The 18,411-nt window shown below is 43.7% G+C and carries 14 protein-coding genes; 4 read left to right on the top strand and 10 right to left on the bottom strand.

Annotated features, from left to right (window positions below; translation table 11 throughout):
- Positions 1-171: 171 nt before the first annotated feature.
- Both HWQ39_RS04545 and HWQ39_RS04540 read right to left on the bottom strand, forming a co-directional pair.
- A complete protein-coding gene (locus HWQ39_RS04545) occupies positions 172-1,527 on the bottom strand; it encodes an NAD(P)/FAD-dependent oxidoreductase (RefSeq protein ID WP_292842058.1) in 1,356 nt (451 codons plus the stop codon).
- Positions 1,528-1,761: 234 nt separating this feature from the next.
- A complete protein-coding gene (locus HWQ39_RS04540; RefSeq protein WP_292842056.1) occupies positions 1,762-2,688 on the bottom strand; it encodes a DUF4349 domain-containing protein in 927 nt (308 codons plus the stop codon).
- Positions 2,689-2,908: 220 nt separating this feature from the next.
- On the opposite strand from HWQ39_RS04540, the gene ilvC reads away from it, so the two are divergent.
- Positions 2,909-3,904 (top strand): ketol-acid reductoisomerase, encoded by a 996-nt coding sequence (gene ilvC / locus HWQ39_RS04535; protein ID WP_292842054.1) that lies wholly within the window; start codon positions 2,909-2,911, stop codon positions 3,902-3,904.
- A gap of 247 nt (positions 3,905-4,151) precedes the next feature.
- On the opposite strand, the gene HWQ39_RS04530 is transcribed toward ilvC, so the two are convergent.
- From HWQ39_RS04530 to egtD, 3 genes are all read right to left on the bottom strand, one after another.
- Positions 4,152-5,003 carry a sterol desaturase family protein gene (locus HWQ39_RS04530; RefSeq protein WP_292842052.1) on the bottom strand — a complete coding sequence of 284 codons (852 nt, stop codon included), beginning with the start codon at positions 5,001-5,003 and terminating at the stop codon, positions 4,152-4,154.
- A 38-nt stretch (positions 5,004-5,041) separates the two neighbouring features.
- Positions 5,042-6,379 carry a 5-histidylcysteine sulfoxide synthase gene (gene ovoA, locus HWQ39_RS04525; RefSeq protein ID WP_292842050.1) on the bottom strand — a complete coding sequence of 446 codons (1,338 nt, stop codon included), beginning with the start codon at positions 6,377-6,379 and terminating at the stop codon, positions 5,042-5,044.
- A 310-nt stretch (positions 6,380-6,689) separates the two neighbouring features.
- Entirely contained in the window at positions 6,690-7,664 is a 975-nt protein-coding gene (gene egtD, locus HWQ39_RS04520; RefSeq protein WP_292842048.1) for an L-histidine N(alpha)-methyltransferase, read from the bottom strand.
- Positions 7,665-8,333: 669 nt separating this feature from the next.
- Between egtD and HWQ39_RS04515 the strand changes: the two genes are divergently transcribed.
- The 3 genes from HWQ39_RS04515 to HWQ39_RS04505 are packed head-to-tail and all read left to right on the top strand — an operon-like array spanning position 8,334 to position 14,879.
- Positions 8,334-8,546, top strand: coding sequence for a DNA-binding transcriptional regulator (locus HWQ39_RS04515; protein ID WP_292842046.1), 213 nt, complete (start codon positions 8,334-8,336; stop codon positions 8,544-8,546).
- Between the two features lie 40 nt (positions 8,547-8,586).
- Complete coding sequence (locus HWQ39_RS04510) at positions 8,587-12,090, top strand: PAS domain-containing protein (protein ID WP_292842044.1); 3,504 nt, start codon at positions 8,587-8,589, stop codon at positions 12,088-12,090.
- Complete coding sequence (locus tag HWQ39_RS04505; RefSeq protein WP_292842042.1) at positions 12,087-14,879, top strand: response regulator; 2,793 nt, start codon at positions 12,087-12,089, stop codon at positions 14,877-14,879. Before HWQ39_RS04510 ends, HWQ39_RS04505 begins: the two co-directional genes overlap by 4 nt.
- A gap of 139 nt (positions 14,880-15,018) precedes the next feature.
- Here the strand turns inward: HWQ39_RS04505 and HWQ39_RS04500 are convergent, their stop codons facing one another.
- The 5 genes from HWQ39_RS04500 to HWQ39_RS04480 all read right to left on the bottom strand — a co-directional run bounded on the left by HWQ39_RS04500 (position 15,019) and on the right by HWQ39_RS04480 (position 18,343).
- Positions 15,019-15,948 (bottom strand): manganese catalase family protein, encoded by a 930-nt coding sequence (locus HWQ39_RS04500; protein WP_292842040.1) that lies wholly within the window; start codon positions 15,946-15,948, stop codon positions 15,019-15,021.
- 313 nt (positions 15,949-16,261) lie between these two features.
- The gene (locus tag HWQ39_RS04495) at positions 16,262-16,417 is read right to left on the bottom strand and encodes a PsaJ protein (RefSeq protein WP_292842038.1); all 156 of its coding nucleotides are present in this window, start codon (positions 16,415-16,417) and stop codon (positions 16,262-16,264) included.
- A gap of 299 nt (positions 16,418-16,716) precedes the next feature.
- Positions 16,717-17,718 carry an SDR family oxidoreductase gene (locus tag HWQ39_RS04490; protein WP_292842036.1) on the bottom strand — a complete coding sequence of 334 codons (1,002 nt, stop codon included), beginning with the start codon at positions 17,716-17,718 and terminating at the stop codon, positions 16,717-16,719.
- A 231-nt stretch (positions 17,719-17,949) separates the two neighbouring features.
- Positions 17,950-18,135 carry a hypothetical protein gene (locus HWQ39_RS04485; protein WP_292842034.1) on the bottom strand — a complete coding sequence of 62 codons (186 nt, stop codon included), beginning with the start codon at positions 18,133-18,135 and terminating at the stop codon, positions 17,950-17,952.
- Positions 18,107-18,343 carry a hypothetical protein gene (locus HWQ39_RS04480; RefSeq protein WP_292842032.1) on the bottom strand — a complete coding sequence of 79 codons (237 nt, stop codon included), beginning with the start codon at positions 18,341-18,343 and terminating at the stop codon, positions 18,107-18,109. Before HWQ39_RS04480 ends, HWQ39_RS04485 begins: the two co-directional genes overlap by 29 nt.
- Positions 18,344-18,411: the final 68 nt, after the last annotated feature.

The raw sequence follows: 18,411 nt of genomic DNA, 5'->3' as shown, positions 1-18,411 counted from the left end.
CTGAAGATGACTAAATATCGCCAAAAATCTCCAGTCTACTTCAGTAGACTTAAGCTAAAAGCCAAAAAAATTTATTTCCGGGCGGGCATGGAAGCCAACAGATAAGCTATTTCCAGCTTAAGTTGACACCTATGGGGGGAGAATAACTAATGACAAATGACTAATGACTAATTAGACATTTAGCGGCTGTTTATTCTCGGCTGAATAACTGTTGTGATCGCTAATTACAAACTCCGTAATTGATTCTTTACCTGTAATCAATCTTGCTCCGCGATTACGGGTGAAATAGTTCCATGCCCACTGAATCATTACTACTAATTTGTTGTTAAATTCAATTAAGAAGTAGATGTGAATCAACAGCCAAAATAGCCATGCAACGAAACCTTTCAGCTTGATAAAGCCTAAATCTACTACAGCAGAATTGTGCCCAATCATTGCCAAACTACCATGATCGGTATAAGCAAAGGGTGGCAAATTGTTACCTACAAGCCGCTTTTGGACTAGTTCTGCTACATATTCACCTTGCTGCTTCGCTACAGGTGCAACACCGGGTAGCGGTTTACCATTTTGATGAGAAAAATTTGCTAAGTCGCCAACTACAAAAATATTCGGATGTCCCTTAACACTCAAGTCAGGTTCAACGATAATCCGTCCAGCGCGATCGCACTCTGCACCTGTGTGTTCTGCTAGCACTTTGCCCATTGCCGAAGCTTTCACACCTGCTGCCCATAATACCGTTTTTGAGGCAATCTCTTTTACTTCATCGCCTTGTTTGAGGGTAACAACATCGTTTTCAATATTTGTTACCAGTGTTTTTGTCTGGACAACCACACCCAAGCGCGTCAAGGATGCTTCCGCTTCTTGTGATAACTCTGGTGCAAAGGGTGGCAAAATCCGATCCAGCCCTTCTAATAGCAAAATCTTGGCTTCTGAGGTGTCAATGTTGCGGAAATCTTCTTTGAGGGTTTGATTTGCCAATTCTGCGATCGCACCAGCTAACTCTACACCTGTTGGGCCACCACCCACAATTACAAAAGTTAACCAAGCACGGCGTTTTTCTGGATCGGTTTCTTTTTCTGCGGCTTCAAAGGCCGAAAAAATCCGGCTACGCATTTCTATGGCATCTTCTACAGTTTTCAAGCCTGGGGCGAATTCTTCCCAGTTATCTTTGCCAAAGTAGGAATGCTTTGCACCTGTGGCGACAATTAACGTATCGTAAGCTATTGCTTCGTTGCCCACAGTGACTTGTTTGGCTTCTGGATCGATATTATTCACCTCTCCCAGCAGCACTTTCGTATTCTTGCTCTTGCTGAGGACAGAACGCAACGGTGAGGAGATATCAGCAGGAGATAGCGCACCTGTGGCGACTTGATATAAAAGGGGTTGAAATAGATGAAAGTTACGTTTATCGATTAGGGTAACTTTGACTGCCGCCTTGGCGAGTGTTTTTGCCGCATAAAGTCCACCAAAACCACCGCCAACGATCACTACTTGATGGGGTGGATTATTGTCAAGTGAATTTACCATAAGAAATATTATCGTGTATGCCGACTATTGTAACTATTCTTAACAAATTTGTATCAAAAATGTCATCATATATTTTGTATTGCTCTTTACATTTGAAAAAGTATTAAAGTGAGCGAGGCTACAAGATAAACAAAACTTTTCAAGCGAAAGGTTCAAACCATAAAGGCTTGAAATATTTAAATCCCGATTTGCTTGTATAGATTTATCAAAGGTAGATGTAGGGTTTATGCAGGTTCACTCAGAAGTAGTTGACTTTGATGTTTGTGTCAAACGTGGGGAATGAGTTCGCCGCCAACGCGTAAAGCCATAGATAAGAGCAACAAAAATTAACAAATAGGGGCTGTAAACAATTAACCAAATACCCAGTTTAAGTAAGCCAACGGAAAATGCACCTAGAGAATGGGTAGAGTTGTTCCAAGTTTCCTGAACTTGCAAACCTAAGGCAGGTTGGGGACTGGTGCTAGAAACTGCTGCTTCTAGGTTCAGCGTAATAGTGGAATAAGCAACTTGATTTTTGAGGTTTTTCAGTTGGGCATCAATTTGTTCTATGGTTTGCCGTATATTACTTAGCTCTTGAGAAACACTAAGCACATCTCTAATAGAACCTGCCCGATCCATAATTTTTTGCAAATTAGCTTCAGTCTTTTGCAAATTGGTTAATCTAGCTTGGAAATCTACCAGGCGATCGCCTACATCTTCGGCAGTGATATTACGACTATTAACAGTGCCCAATTTAGCTAGTTGTTCTAAGGTAGGTTCCAGCAGGTTCTCTGGTATCCGCAATTGGATGGTTGCTGTGTGACGCGGGTTGTCGTTTTTGGGTTGTTGTTGTTTCAACCCGATTAAATCCCCTTGCTGTTGATTGATAATTTGCGAAACAGCATCAACAGTCTTATCTACAGAGTTGACAGTCAAAGAGATTGCTGCCTTTTTGATGAGTTGGGGACGAGAATGGGCTATTGGTGCAGCTTCCGCCTTTTGAGAAATACTGTTTTCACGGGCAGGTGCAGATGCTCGATTTGCCATCCCATCGGCGGCCACTTGAGGTAAAGCCGAATTTGTTGAGCGTTCAGAAGAGGCGCAACTAGTAAAAATCACCCCTCCTAATAACGCACTTAAAAATAAAGCAGATGTGCGCGGTAATTTAGTCGAAGTATACATAATCTATCCTCAGATGGATGAAGTTAACCCCAGTATTACTGAAGAAAAACTCAAAGCTTGTATTGTTGCGATTTATGTAACAAGGTTAGTCATTTGTCATTTGTCCCCAGTCCCTAATCCCCAAATTGAATGATTGATAATTCATCTGTGGTTACTCAATTTGAGGTACAATCGTAAGCCTGCGAATTAATGACGATGCTTGCTGACAGGAGATGCTTCTATGGCCCGGATGTATTATGACGAAGATGCCAATTTAGACCTTTTGGCTGGAAAAACTATTGCTATCATTGGCTATGGTTCCCAAGGTCATGCCCACGCTCTCAATCTCAAAGATAGTGGTTTGAATGTGATTGTGGGACTATATCCGGGTAGTAAGTCAGTTGCAAAAGCTGAAGCAGCTGGCTTAACTGTGAAAAATGTTGCAGATGCGGCCAATGCTGCTGACTTCATCATGATTTTGTTACCTGATGAAGTTCAAAAAACGATTTACAAAAACGAGATTGAACCCAATTTAGAAGAAGGGAATGTGTTAGCTTTTGCCCACGGCTTCAATATTCACTTTGGGCAAGTCGTACCACCAGATAACGTAGACGTGGTGATGGTTGCACCAAAAGGGCCGGGGCATTTGGTACGCCGGACTTATGAAAGTGGGGAAGGTGTACCAGCGCTGTTTGCAGTTTATCAAGATGCCAGTGGTCAGGCACGTGATCGCGCCATGTCTTATGCTAAAGGTATCGGTGGTACTCGCGCCGGTGTTCTCGAAACTACTTTCCGCGAAGAAACCGAAACCGATTTATTTGGCGAACAAGCGGTATTGTGCGGTGGCTTGAGTGCTTTAATCAAAGCCGGATTTGAAACTTTGGTAGAAGCTGGTTATCAACCAGAATTGGCTTATTTTGAATGTCTGCATGAAGTCAAGCTGATTGTTGACTTAGTTGTAGAAGGCGGTTTAGCCAAAATGCGCGACAGTATTTCTAATACGGCTGAATATGGCGATTATACTCGTGGACCGCGGATTGTGACCGAACAAACCAAAGCTGAAATGCAGAAGATTCTCAGCGAAATTCAATCTGGGCAATTTGCACGAGAATTCGTTCTCGAAAACCAAGCTGGTAAACCAGGATTTACCGCCTTGCGTCGCAAAGAAGCTGAACACAAAATTGAGGAAGTTGGTAAAGATTTACGCGCTATGTTTAGCTGGTTGAAGAAAGCTTAAGCAAAGAATGTAGAGACGTAGCACTGCTACGTCTCTAGAAGGGTTAGATTACAGTATATTTAATTTATGGAGATGTCTATTTTCTTTGAGTTTTGAGATAATCTGGAATGAACTCCCGGTAAATATCACGCAACATTAATCTTCTAATAATGCCGTAATTGCTCAACTCCAGATATCTGCATGAAAACCTTGAGGTAATACTGTTTGGTTAAGACAGAGACGCGATGAATCGGCGCCTTTACAATGATTATATTTTTTCAGTGTCATTATTTATAGATGACTGAATAGTTATATACTCGATAAAACTTACTGGAAACATAATTCCTTGCTTCTTAGTAGGAGGATTCAGTGTGTTGAATATTCTGTCCCAAAATCCCTGAATGCCATAGTTTCCATTAAAGCAAGTGTGATGAAGATCGTGGAAATCTGATGGAATGAAAAATATTGACAAAGAACTATGGCCTTCTAGGTTGTAAGCATTGCCTATAACGCTCCATGCAAGCAGTTGAGTGATGTCATATCCAAATATAAAAATAGGCAAAATATCAGCGATCGCAACAATAATATATTCAAGCAAACTCTTGTGTCCAGCAACAAAACTTGATGAATCACGAAACTCATGATGCTTAAGATGGATTTTCTGCAAGAATCTTGTGTGCAAGAGGCGATGAGCAACATAAAAGCAGAAATCAGCAGCAACTATTCTCATCAAGAACCATCCAAAGTTTAAGAGTAAGCTATTTCCTCTATGAACCTCTGGAGCTAGATATAGAATAATTAATGCTGACAGAAAAGCTTTAATTTCTCCTGTAATGATGCCTTGAACCGTAAAAGAAGGAAATGCTTGATTTTTGACTTTATTGACTCTTGCAGTCAGCTTATCTCTTAAAATATCGTTGCTTTTAATTCCTTTTTCAATGAGGATGCCAATACTATAAAATGAGATAGAACCAAGGAGCCAGTACAATAGCACCTGCGTTATCAAGTTGATCTCAATATTGTTTAACAGCAAATAAAATACCTGCTGAACAAGCGTACAACTAATAGCGATCTTGAGATAGAATTCTATCTCAGAACAGAAATTCAAAAACTTTTGCATCTCTGTAACCTTATAGTATGTGACTAAGGCATATTATGTTAATCTTTAATATCTTGAACAATCCGAAAACCAGCGTGCTGATAAAAATTGGGACGGAACCAATTACGGTAATATTTTAAAGCTTCTATACCATTAGTTATCCAACATCCTCCTAACATCATCTGATGTTGATCGTCAAAAAAGATGGCAGAATTATCTTGATAAAGAAAATGAGGTTGATATCCTGTAAGTGGATTTAAGTTATCACTCAACCATTCCCAAACATTACCCCGCAAATCGTATAATCCAGATTTACTTTTTGTACTTTCTAACATTCCGACAGGGGTAGGTGAGCCAAATTTTAAATTGAGATTGTAATTTTCTACATTATCTAATAAGCTATTATTGTAAGTTGCTAAATGATATTCTGGTTCACTCATTAAGCGAGTATCTTTCCCTTGCCAGCGACAATAAGCCATTGCTTCATAATGGTTGACTTCTACAGGCCAATCTAAGGGTAAATTTATTTCATCAAACATAGCTCGATATTTGTAGCTACCGTTTTCGTGTAACCAAAATTTGGGACACTGAATATTGTATCGAGTTTTCCAATTCCAAGATTCTTCATCCCAATAGTCTTGATTTTCGTAGCCGCTAGCCTTGACAAAATAGAGAAATTCTGCGTTCGTTATCAGATATTTACTGGCGAAAAAAGGTGCAACTTCAACAGTGCGATCGCCATAATCAATATCCCATCCATAAGTCGAATCATCAAAGGCTTTACCGAGTTTTACTACTCCACCAGTAACTTCTATCATTTCGTTCTGAGGAGTGTAACCATTGAAAGGGGCATATTGCCAATTTTGGGGACGTTTTACTCTCTCAATCGGTAGTTGGCGAATTAACATCGAAGAGGTTTCAATATGAATACGCTGGTGTTCAATCCCCATCATTAAAGCCCAAAGGGGATGAGTGGGATGAATTGGCAGAGTAATTGGGGTTGTCTTAATTAGTTCGGAAATTACAGTATATGCTTGTTCTCGATATTCCCAAGTCTCTGCAATTTGCGGCCATTGCAAATGAGCGATCGCTTCATTCAACTCCTCTGGAATTTCTGGATCGACTCCAATTTCAAATAGGATTTCATACTCTGGATTGAGGGGTTTTTCTAATAATCCTACCTGAATTAATTTATTGATGTAGAAAACAGCCGAATGCCCCAGATAAAAAATTAGAGGATTTCTTAAAGGATCTGGATTTATATAGAATGTCTCTTCCCCAACCAGACTTTTCAATAATATATTTTCAATCTGCCAAGCATCCTTAAAGTAATCTAGAATTACTTGAGAATTGCAACTATCAAGTTTTGGCGGATAAGTAGATTGAAAACTGTTCATGGTTTCAATTAAACTCATATTTAAAAAATGTACAGATAAAGAATTATTTTGGAATAAAAATTAAATGATATGCAATTTATATCCCTAGTTTACCTCACCCTCAATCCCTCTCCTTATAAAGGAGAGGGAAGCTAGAAACAAGATGAAGTTTTACATCTTATTTAATCCACGTTCCTCAATAATTACTGATCTAGTTAAGAGATATATCTTGAGATTAAATTTTGAAGAAGTAATATCATGCCCAGCAAATAACTGGTGATATGTTATTGTGAACGCAATTAAAATTCTTTAACTGAGCATGATATAAAATTTAAGCTTGACAAAGAATCAACCCAAATAAATGCTTGGGATCTGTCCAAGCCTTAAGTGTTTTAAGTCCGTGTATTTCTAGCTGCTTTTGCATAATGACTAAATCAAACTTACGAGAAATTTCAGTAAGAATACTTTCTCCATCTGCAAACAAAACTTGTAAGTCTAATGCTTCTAAAGATACCTTGTGACTCTTTTGGCAATGCAGATACATCTCAATTTGAGCATCAATCTCATTATAGATAGCTTGATGAGTGAATAACTTGAGGTCGAAATTGCCTTGAAAACGCCAATTTAAGTGAGAGAGTATATTTATGTTAAAAGCTGCTGTTACTCCCTGAGTATCGTTGTAGGCTGGCTCCAAAATTTCCTTGGGTTTTTGTAAATCAATCCCCAAAAGAAAGTAGTCACCTACCTGTAAAGTCTTAGTAATTTGTTTTAAAAAATCATCACATTCTCGTGGGTTAAAGTTACCAAGAGAACTACCCAAGAAAAAAATTAGCCGTGATGCTGCAAAGGTAGATTCTAGTTTTATGAGTGCTTGTTCATAGGTTCCTATTAATCCCTCAATAAAGAAAGTCGGATATTTTTGCTGTAGCTTGATTACACTAGATTTAAGGATTCCCCGACTAACATCAATGGGTATATATCTACAATAACTAGCTAACTTTTCATAAGCATCTAACAAAAACTCTGTTTTTGTAGAACTACCACTACCTAATTCGACAAGTTCACAAGCACCTGTAATCTGAGCAATCTCATCAGCATATTGGCGCAAAATCCATGCTTCTGTTCGTGTTGGATAATATTCTGGTAATTCACATATTTGCTCAAATAATTCTGAGCCACGATCGTCATAAAAATATTTTGGAGGTAAGGTTTTTGGACTTTGAGTTAATCCTTGAATAACATCTATACCCTCGTTGTTGAGAGATTGATAATGCTCATTAAGAATTTTTATAGATGTCGCTAACATAATGTAAATGCTTTTGGTTTTAAATCATATCCTTAAATATGACAGATTTACTGTTTAATGGCAATACTCCTTTTTCCGTAATTAGTTTTTCTAATAATACTAAAACCCTATCGACTTAGTGTAGTAATTTAGAGGATTTGACTGCTTGAATAATTAGACTATGAGCCAAAAAGTAAGCCATTACAAATAAATATAACTATCTAAGGTAAAGACTTTTTAGCCTATCACCAATGACAAACTACAACCCTATTTGAAAAATTAAAACTCTCTTTAGTTAGATTTTATTCGCATGAGCTAACTAAACAGTGAAGTTAAAAGTAATTTTAGATTAAGTAGCGATCGCAAAAAATAGAGTTATTTCTTTATTGTTTTTATCAAGAGATAGAGTGTATTAAATTATAATTTTTGTTAAAATTAAAAAATAGATATTTTTAATTTTATATAAAGTTCAATTATCTGCGATCGCCTGCTGTAAGCAAAATTTCGTTTACTATTCCAGCTTTTGGCAAAATTTGGGTGATGTTTGTCGCTCGTGATTCTCAAAAAATTTAAGTACCCCTTGCTCAGAGTGTTAAATCTACTTCAAGCGGTAGATGCTTGCTCCTCACCTAATGCTTTCTGATGGATAAAGTATTAACTGATCGCTAATCGATCATAGAAGGTAGATTGATGACCACCACATCTTGCACGCCAACCGAACCGCGTACCGACATTGGCATGTTTGTCCACCAACTGCGTCACCTCTTAGGATTGGCCCAAGCCCAATTTGCTATGCAATTAAAAGTTGCTGTACCAACGATCGCTCGGTGGGAGAATAACCGTACCCAACCTTCAACCCTGCCACTCATGCAGCTAAAAAAATGGAGCCAGCAGAAAATGTAACAATGGTTGTTCATTTGTGTGGGCGAAAGGAAAAAGACGCATGACCCAGGATCGTTCAACAGTAGAACAGCTTTTTGCTGGTAATAGTGAAATAGCAAGGTTGATGCGATCGCACAATTGGTTCGAGACGCAGTTAGGTGCGGTCGAAACTTGGTCAGATAGCCTGAAGACGGCGGTGCAGATTCTCTTGAGAGAACTCGACCAGCTCAAGCCACCCGAAGAAAAGCAGTTAGACTCTGGCTCGCCGGGAGCAGCAATCAAGCCAACAGCAGATGGGACAGCTCAAGATATTACCGATCGCCAGCAGTCGAAAAGCCAATTGCACGACACCCAAAGACGGCTCGAATTATCACTGACAGGTGCAAATTTGGGGACTTGGACGTACAACCTCAGCACGGATGAGTTTTGGGCGGACGAACGCGCCAAGCTTATGCACGGTCACGCCCCGCACGAAGTTCACACTTTCGCCGAAGCGGGAGCCAATATTCATCCCGAAGACCGCGATCGCGCTCAAGCCGCTTTCTTTCAGGCAATCCAAAACCACTCCAAACTACAACTCGAATACCGCGTCATCTGGCCGGATGGCAGTATTCATGGCGTTGCTTCCTATGCCGAATTTATGCCCACAGGCGATCGCAACGAGGGCAGTTTTTACGGGGTAGTGCAGGACATTACCGATCGCTTTCAACTGGAAAGCGATGTCTACGACGAGCTTCGCTTACGCAAGCAGGCACAAGAACAGTTAAGGCTAGCAAACTATCGGTTCCAGGTGGCTGAAGCCGCCTTGAAAGGCTTTCTCTACGATTGGAGTCTGGAGACGGGCGAGGTCATTCGTAGCGAGAGTTTGACGCACGTTTTGGGCTATCAGCTTGATGAACTACCGAACACCGCTGGAGGCTGGCAGGTTTTGATTCACCCAGACGATCTTGCGGCGGCACAGGAAACGTTCAGGGTGCAGATCAGCAGTGCAACAGGCGAAAATGCTGAAGCCGAATACCGGGTGCGTCACAAGAATGGCGAATACCGCCACGTTTATGACCGTAGCCTGCCGCTACGGGACGATCGCGGACGGGTTGTGCGGGTTATTGGGCAGACGGTTGATGTTACTAAACTAAAACAAACGGAGCAAGCCTTACGCGAATCAGAGAATCGGTTCCGCAGCGTCGCCAACCTCGTCCCTGACCTGCTTTGGTACAGCGAACCGAGCGGGTTAACCAACTGGTATAACCAGCGGTGGATGGAATACACAGGGCAAACCTTTGAGCAGGCCATCGGCTGGGGCTGGATGGACACCATCCACCCGGACGATCAAGCAGCGTCCGCCCGCCGCTACCGGAAGGCAGTCGAAACTGGCAGATTACTGTATCAGGAACACCGCATCCGCCGCCACGACGGCAAGTATCGCTGGTTCGTCGTCAACGCCTTTCCACTCAAAGACGAGAGTGGTGAGGTCGTCAAGATGTATGGTGCGGCGACCGACATTCACGAAGCATACGTCGCTGCACAAGCCCTGCGCGAATCGGAAGCAAGATATCGCTCGCTGTTCACCTCAATTGACGAAGGTTTCTGCACGATTGAAGTTTTGTTTGACGCAAACGAAAAACCGTTTGATTTCCGCTTTCTGGAAGCGAATCCGGCGTTTGAACGGCAAAGCGGACTCGAAAACGTCATCGGCAGAACAATGCGCGAGTTCGTGCCGCAACACGAAGAATTTTGGTTTGAAATTTACGGGCACATCGCTCTAACGGGCGTTGCACAACGCTTTGAACACCGTGCCACCGCGCTCGGCACATTTTACGATGTTTATGCCTTTCGTATCGGCGACGCGACGGCGCGGCAAGTCGCCGTTTTGTTCAACGATATCAGCAATCGCAAGCAGGCGGAAGCAGCCTTGCGCGAATCAGAAGAGCAACTCCGCTTATTCGTCACCGCAAGTTCAGACATCGTGTATAAAATGAGCGCGGATTGGAGCGAGATGCGTTACCTGCAAGGCAAAGATTTTCTTACCAGCACCGAGAATCCAAGCGGTACATGGCTGGAACAGTACATTCTGACTGAGGATCAGCCGGAGGTGATGGTTGCCATTCAAGCCGCCATTCGTACTAAAAGTACGTTTGAGTTAGAACACCGAGTCATTCAGCTAAATGGGACAGTTGGCTGGACATTTTCGCGGGCGATCCCACTGCTGAATGCCCAAGATGAAATAGTGGAGTGGTTGGGCGCAGCCAGCGACATCAGCGATCGCAAACACGCAGAAGCCCAACTGCGCCGCGCGGCCGAACTCGATGCTTTCCGAGTGACGCTCAACGACGCACTGCGATCGCTCAGTGACCCAGAGGAAATCGAATACCAGGCGGTCTGTGTGCTGGGGAAACATCTCGGCAGCGATCGCGCCTATTATGTTGAGATTGACGAGGCACGTGGCGAGTTTGTCGTAGCCCGCGACTGGCATCAGCCGGGAACACCAAGCTATGCTCGCCGCTATCCCCTTGAGGGGTGGCCGATGCCGTGGCTTGTGGACGGGCAGCCCTGGGTAGTTCGTGATGTTGATACAGACCCCGCAATGCCAGATGACCAGCGAGCGTTTTACCGGGGAAACGACATCGGTGCCCTGATCGTTGTTCCCCTAATCAAGAGCGATCGCCTGGTGGCTAGCGTAGCCACCAATCAGCACACCCCCCGCGACTGGCTCCCTGACGAGATTACCTTTGTGCAGGAAACGGCAGAGCGCACCTGGGCGGCGGTCGAACGCGCCTACGCCGAAGCAGCCTTGCGCGACTCGGAGCAACGATACCGCACTCTCAACCAACAGCTAGAACAGCGAGTACAAGAGCGCACCACTCAACTTGAAGCACTCAACCAGGAACTAGAAGCCTTTTCCCGGTCAGTTTCCCATGACTTAAAAACACCACTGAACTACATCACCATGACGGCAGAACGCCTCTGGCAAAAACTAGATTCAACCCAGTTAGATGCAACAAGTCGGCGGTATTTGAATATCATCGCGCAGTCGGCTCGACAAGCTGGGGCAATGGTGGATGACCTGCTGGAGTTTTCTCGCATGGGACAGGCTCAAATGCGCCAGACGACTGTTGAGATGAATACACTCGTACAACAGGTGCAGCAACAGTTGCAACCAGAGATGACTGGACGATCAATCCTTTGGCAGATTGCAGCCCTGCCAAAGGTGCAGGGTGATTTGGCAATGCTGCGGCTGGTTTGGCAAAACTTGCTTGCCAATGCGGTTAAATACACCCGCGATCGCCATGAAGCAATTATCACCGTTGGTAGTAGTAATTACGAACACGAAACAGTATTCTTTGTACAAGACAACGGCGCAGGATTTGATATGCAGTATCACGATCGCTTATTCCGCATTTTCCAGCGATTGCACTCTCAACAGCAGTTTGCCGGAACGGGGGTGGGACTTGCCAACGTGCGGCGCATCATTCATCGGCATGGCGGACGCACTTGGGCAGAAGGCGCGATCGATCGGGGGGCGACGTTCTACTTTTCGCTACCTAAACAGGAGAAACAAGAATGAGGCTGCGGTTTCTCTCGCTTGAAGACAATCCACTGGATGCAGAGGTGGTTGAAGTGACACTGCTAGATGGGGGCGTTGACTGTGAACTGCGACGGGTGGAAACTCGCTCTGACTTCATCACCGCACTAGAAACCGATGAGTTTGACCTGATTTTGGCAGACTATGCCTTGCCTACTTTTGACGGCATCTCAGCATTAAAAATTGCCCATAACTTGCGTCCCGATCTGCCTTTCATTTTCATCTCTGCCAGCATGGGGGAAGAACTCGCGATCGAAGCCTTGAAACTGGGAGCCACCGATTATGTGTTGAAACAACGGATAGGGCGATTAGTGTTTTGTGTGCAACGGGCATTGCGAGAGGCACAAGAACGCCGCGAACGCCAACAGGCAGAAGTTGCGTTGCGCCAGAGCGAAACCCGCCTCCGCAGAGTGGCAGCAAACTTGCCAAATGGAGCAGTTTTCATCGTGGATCGCGAATTGCGCTATCTGCTAGCAGAGGGCGAAGCGCTAAATAATGCAGGCTTGATCTCTGAGGATCTGGTAGGCAAAACGCTATGGGAAGCCCTTGATCCCGATCTGGCAAGTTGCCATGAACCTTACTATCGTCAAGCGTTGGCTGGCGAACATTTTACCTTAGAGCATCACAGTCACGATCGCGACTACATGACTCACGGTACGCCTTTATACAACGAGCAGGGGGAAGTAGAGGCAGCGCTATCAGTCTCTTACGACATTAGCGCTCGTAAGCAAGCCGAAGCTAACCTGCGCGAAAGTGAATTTCACCTCCGGTTGATGATTGAAAGCGCAAAAGAGTATGCCATTTTCACACTGGATCTCGATAATCGGGTCACAAGCTGGAATTCTGGTGCCCAACGATTGTTAAGGTATTGCGAAGCAGAAATTTTAGGGCAAACTGGTCGGATCATTTTCACCCCCGAAGATAACGAACAAGGCAAATCTGAGCAAGAGATGCACCTTGCCCGGACAGAAGGACGAGCGGAAAATAAACGCTGGCATATTCGCAAAGATGGCAGTCGGTTTTGGGGTGTAGGTTTTGTCATGCCCCTGCAAAATAGAGACAACGTGGTACACGGATTCATCAAAATCATGCGGGACGAAACCGCCCAACGACAAGCCGAGGAACGCTTCCAGACACTCTACGACACCACCAGCGACCTTCTCGCCACCGAGCAACCTTTGACGCTGATGCACAACCTGTTCAGCAAGCTCTCTACCCAGCTAGAACTTGATTATTACTTCAACTACATGGTGGAAGAGAAAGACGATCGCCCCATGCTGCACCTGCGAAACTATGGAGGAATTTCTGAAGCGACAGCGCAGGCGATCGAATGGCTTGAGTTTGGTGAATATCTTTGTGGGATAGTCGCACAAGAACAACAGCAAATCATTCTGAATCAAGACCAACTCTCCAATTATCCGAACAAGCAGCTATCTCACATACCTGGCATCACAGCTTACGCTGGACAACCCCTCATCGTGCAAGGGCAGTTGCTCGGTGGGCTTTCCTTTGCCAGTTGCCGCCGCACCGACTTCACGCCAGACGAAGCCAGCCTACTGCAATCGGTCTCTGACCAGATGGCGATCGCCCTGGAACGCAATAACTTACTCAACTCCATTCAGCAACAGGCAGAGCAATTACAACGAGCAAACCAGATCAAAGACGAATTTTTAGCCGTGTTGTCGCACGAATTGCGATCGCCCCTCAATCCCATTCTGGGTTGGGCAAAGCTGTTGCAAAAAGGCAATCTCAACCCAGAACGAACGACAACTGGACTGGAAATCATCGAACGCAATGCTCAGTTACAAGCTCAACTGATTAATGACTTGCTCGACATCTCTCGGATTCTACAGGGCAAATTGAGTTTGAACCAGATGCCCGTTGATCTGGGTGCAGTGATCGCAGGCGCTTTAGAAACGGTTCACCTCGCAGCCGTTGCCAAGTCACTGCAAATTGAGACAACCTTTTCACCGAATGCCAAAACCGTAATCGGTGATGCTGGACGATTGCAACAGGTGGTCTGGAATCTGCTCTCCAACGCCGTGAAGTTTACGCCTGAAGGTGGGCAAATTACGGTTGCACTTGCTCACACAGACACTCATGCCCAAATTCAAGTCACTGATACTGGAAAAGGCATCAATCCTGATTTTTTACCTTACATCTTTGAACATTTTCGGCAAGAAGATGCAGCGACTACGCGCAAGTTTGGTGGATTGGGATTGGGACTCGCGATCGCGCGTCAAATTGTAGAAATGCACGGCGGAACAATTGCGACTGAGAGTCCGGGTGACGAGCAAGGTGCTACGTTTACAGTCCAAATTCCGCTTGCATCTCCCTTGGGTGAACGACCCTCTACAGAATTATCCTCAGACTCAATCGGTGATTTGACTAGCATCTCTATCTTAGTCGTGGATGATGATACAGATTCGCGGGAGTTCGTCGCCTTTGTCTTAGAGCAAGCAGGGGCGATCGTCACCAGCGTTGCTTCCGGGATTGAAGCCTTGCAAGCAATAGAAAAATCCACTCCCAATCTAATCGTCAGCGACATCGGGATGCCAGACATGGATGGATATATGCTCCTACAACAAATTCGGGCACAGTTGCCAGCGAGTCAAGTTCCAGCCATTGCACTGACTGCTTATGCCGGAGAGTTCGATCGCACTCAAGCATTACAGGCTGGATTTCAACAACACTTAGCCAAACCAATTGAGCCAGCAGAAATTGTGACAACGGTTGCCCGTTTGTGGAGGCGTAAGGAAGGAGACGCATGAACTAGGATATGCCCTTGCCCAGAATGGGTTCCCAGCCTTGAGGCTGGGAACGAGGCTATACAAGCTTTTGGGCTTTTCTTAGTGCCATTCGGTCAAGGCAGGTCTTTCCCAAAGCCGCCTACATCGCTATATCTGATGATTAGCCACTAATAATCGTGCGTTCAACCAAAGGAGGTGCACTTGAACCATTTCCCTCGGTCTGTTTAGGTGTCGGTGTACCATGCAGTCTTGGATCGGCGGGTGATAGTTGCGGTTCTGGCCCTAAGGGTTGGGGATTAGCAACATACTCGAATTCTCCTTTGCCATCCATTGAAGGCCCTTTTGCCCAGCGACCTTCAGCGCTATCTGTACCCTCTGAATGATTCCAGAATTGATAGGAAACCTCGCGTTTTTCCAATTCTAGAGGGAAGGAACTGGGGACTGGAGTGCTTTCAATTCCAGAACTTTCTATATCTTCAATAGCTGCTAGCCATTGGTTTTGGTGCATCGTGTCACGAGCGATTAAGAAACTCAGAGTATCTTTTACCCCAGGATCGTCGCTCATCTCGTACAGCCTCACAGCTTGTAAGCGTCCTTGGCTTTCGGCGTGCAGATTAGACCGGAAATCTGCCAAGAGATTACCACTGGAGACAATAAAACGACCGTTCCAAGGAAAGCCAACGCTGTCGGCTGCTTGAGCGCCTAAACCAGTGACAATAGTATGTTGGGGGTTCATAGCCGCCGCAATCACATCTGTAATTATATCTCGTGGATTAGTACCGCCCATAACCGCACCCACAACAGGGTCTTGTGCAGCTTGCTCTTGTAATTTGAGCGGCGCTTTATCCAGCAAATGACCAATCAAGGTAGAAAGGATTTCGATATGCCCAATTTCCTCAGTACCAGTATCTAACAACATATCTCGATACTTCGCAGGGCCACGACTATTCCAGCCTTGAAATAGGTACTGCATCATTACAGTCATTTCGCCAAAAACACCACCTATAAGTTCCTGAACCTTCTTAGCATATATTGGATCTGGTCTTTGTGGTCGTGTGTAATACTGTAGTCTCTTGGTGTGATAAAACATTTGGATTCCTCATTAATTACAGACAATGTTGAGACAAAATAAAACTAGCTACAAACTTTTATTTCATTTTTCTCTAGCCTGTTATTTATTAGTAAACTAATCAAATCTTTTATTTCCATCAACCTATAGCTATAGAAAATTACTTAAACAGTTATTCAAAAATGATTTTATTTTACTCTTGTTTATATATCAATAAATAACAGATTTTATTCAATAATTAATATTAGAAATATTTACAACCGAAAGAGATATATTTAGTCTATTTTAACCACATAACATATTAGCCATAGGTTAAAATCTATGGCTAACTTACTTATGGCAGAGGATGGAAGAGAAGGTCAGGGATAAAGTAATTAAAAATCGCCCAGGTAGAAAAGGCAACTGATATCGAAACAACAGCAAGAACTGGTGCTAGAGAAAGATACCGAAGGAAATATACTTTTTGTTTTTCTTTGTTTTGTTGCTGCATACAATACTCCAAACATACTTTAATACTGCAACAATTTTTTGTTGCGTTTTCCGAGACATAGCGCTTCTTGCTTGAGTGAAATACACTCTGGCAAGGAAAATAGATTAGAAGCCATGAGAATAGTAGCTGCTAACTAAAGTCTCATAATTTCCAATATATTTAACCGACATAACTGCTCTATGTGAGACAATCATTTAGCTAAATATCATACTTCCTATGCAACTGAATAATTCCCCATTTTAGCTCTATCAAAAGGCAGATTAAGTGTTGAGATTAATGTTAATCTATGCTCTATAACATTACTTATTCTGTGTAAATTTATGTGCTATTAATAACGCCAATAAAGCTGCTGCCCCCCACTGAAACACGGGTAATTTACCCACTAAATCAGTAATGCTGGGTATGACTAAGTTTTGATAATCTCCATCAATTCTGTTGTCTTCTGGAACAGATTGGTAAAAATTATTGGGTGCATCTTCAGATTTCGCTTCATCACTATGTTGTAAATTGAAGCCAACAAGTAATAACAACGAATCTACCAACGAAGGCGATACTTTCTGGGCTAAATCTAGTAATTTAGCTACATCCCCAACCAAAATGTCACGAATTGGGTGTTCAGCTGCGTAAAGGATCGCATCGGACACAATTCTTGGGTCATAGTAAGGTGGTATTCCTGACGGTTTCACCCCTAACTTTGTTAAGCCATTATTCCAGAACGGAGTGTTGATCACGGCTGGCTTAACACTTGTGACACTAATAGGCCATTTTTCATGTATCAATTCAACACGCATAGCTTCGAGAAAGCCTTCAATCCCGTGTTTGGCTGAAGAGTAAGCACTTTGATATGGAAGCGATCGCCTACCTTCCATTGAAGATATATGGATCAATGCCCCGCGTCCCTCACGTTTGAGATGCGGTAATGCTGCCATCGCACCATATACTTGCCCCATCAAGTTGACATCAATAAGATGCTTAAACTCTTCTGGTGTTGTCTTGTCAAATGTCGCAAAGATACCGATCGCGGCAACATGAACCCACGTATCAAGTCGTCCGTATACTTCCACAGTTTTATCTGCGATCGCTTTAACTTGCTCAAATTCTTGCACATCAGCTACGTAAAAAGTTGCCTCGCCGCCAAAGCTGCGAATCTCCTCCACTAAAGATTTGAGCTTGGACTCACTGCGAGATGAAACCACCACTTTTGCCCCGCGTCTAGCAAACTCAAGAGCTGTGCTACGTCCGATACCGCTAGAGGCTCCAACAACGGAAACAACCTGCTGATTGATTGGCTTTAATTGCATAAGTGTTACTCCTTAAAAGGGATTGGGGATTGGGTACTGGGAATTAAAATTCATTACAAAGTCCCTATGGCGTGTTTTAAAACTACTTGTTTTGCCTCCTAACTTTTTAGATCTCCCTAAATCCCCCTTAAAAAGGGGGACTTTAAGAGGCTCTTTGCCCCCCTTAAAAAGGGGGGTTGGGGGATCTAAGACTTTGAAAACACACCCTAGTCCCTAGTCCCCAGCCCCCATTCACAAATGACAAGCAAGAAACTGGTTCAATGCGTCGGTAAATAATTCGGGACGCTCGACTTGGGGTAAGTGCCCACAATTAGGTATCAAAGCTAAGTGTCCTTGCCTTAGACGGCTGACTGCATCTTGAGCTTGGTAATTTGGCAAAACTAGGTCATTAATACCCCATACAACTAGGGTTGGCATTTGTAACTGTGGTAGAGATTCGAGTGCTATCTGCGTTAAGTACATTACCAAAAATATACAAGTCTAAAGCTTCTCCTGATACTCTCGCTCGTTCTAAGGCTACACGCATGGCGATCGCACCTAAGTCTACTGGAGACAAATCTGTTAAAACACCTCCAAACCTACCAAGTGGTGTGCGTACTGCTGAGACAATATAAGCTTCTTCCATACTTATGATCACTTTTGGTTTGTTAATTTAAAATAATAAAAAAAGTTTGAATCTTCAAATAGCTTGCT

Source organism: Nostoc sp. NMS8, from assembly GCF_017115045.1.
Lineage (GTDB): Bacteria > Cyanobacteriota > Cyanobacteriia > Cyanobacteriales > Nostocaceae > Nostoc.
Note: the sequence above shows the minus strand (reverse complement) of the source record. Positions and strands in the feature narration are given on the sequence as shown.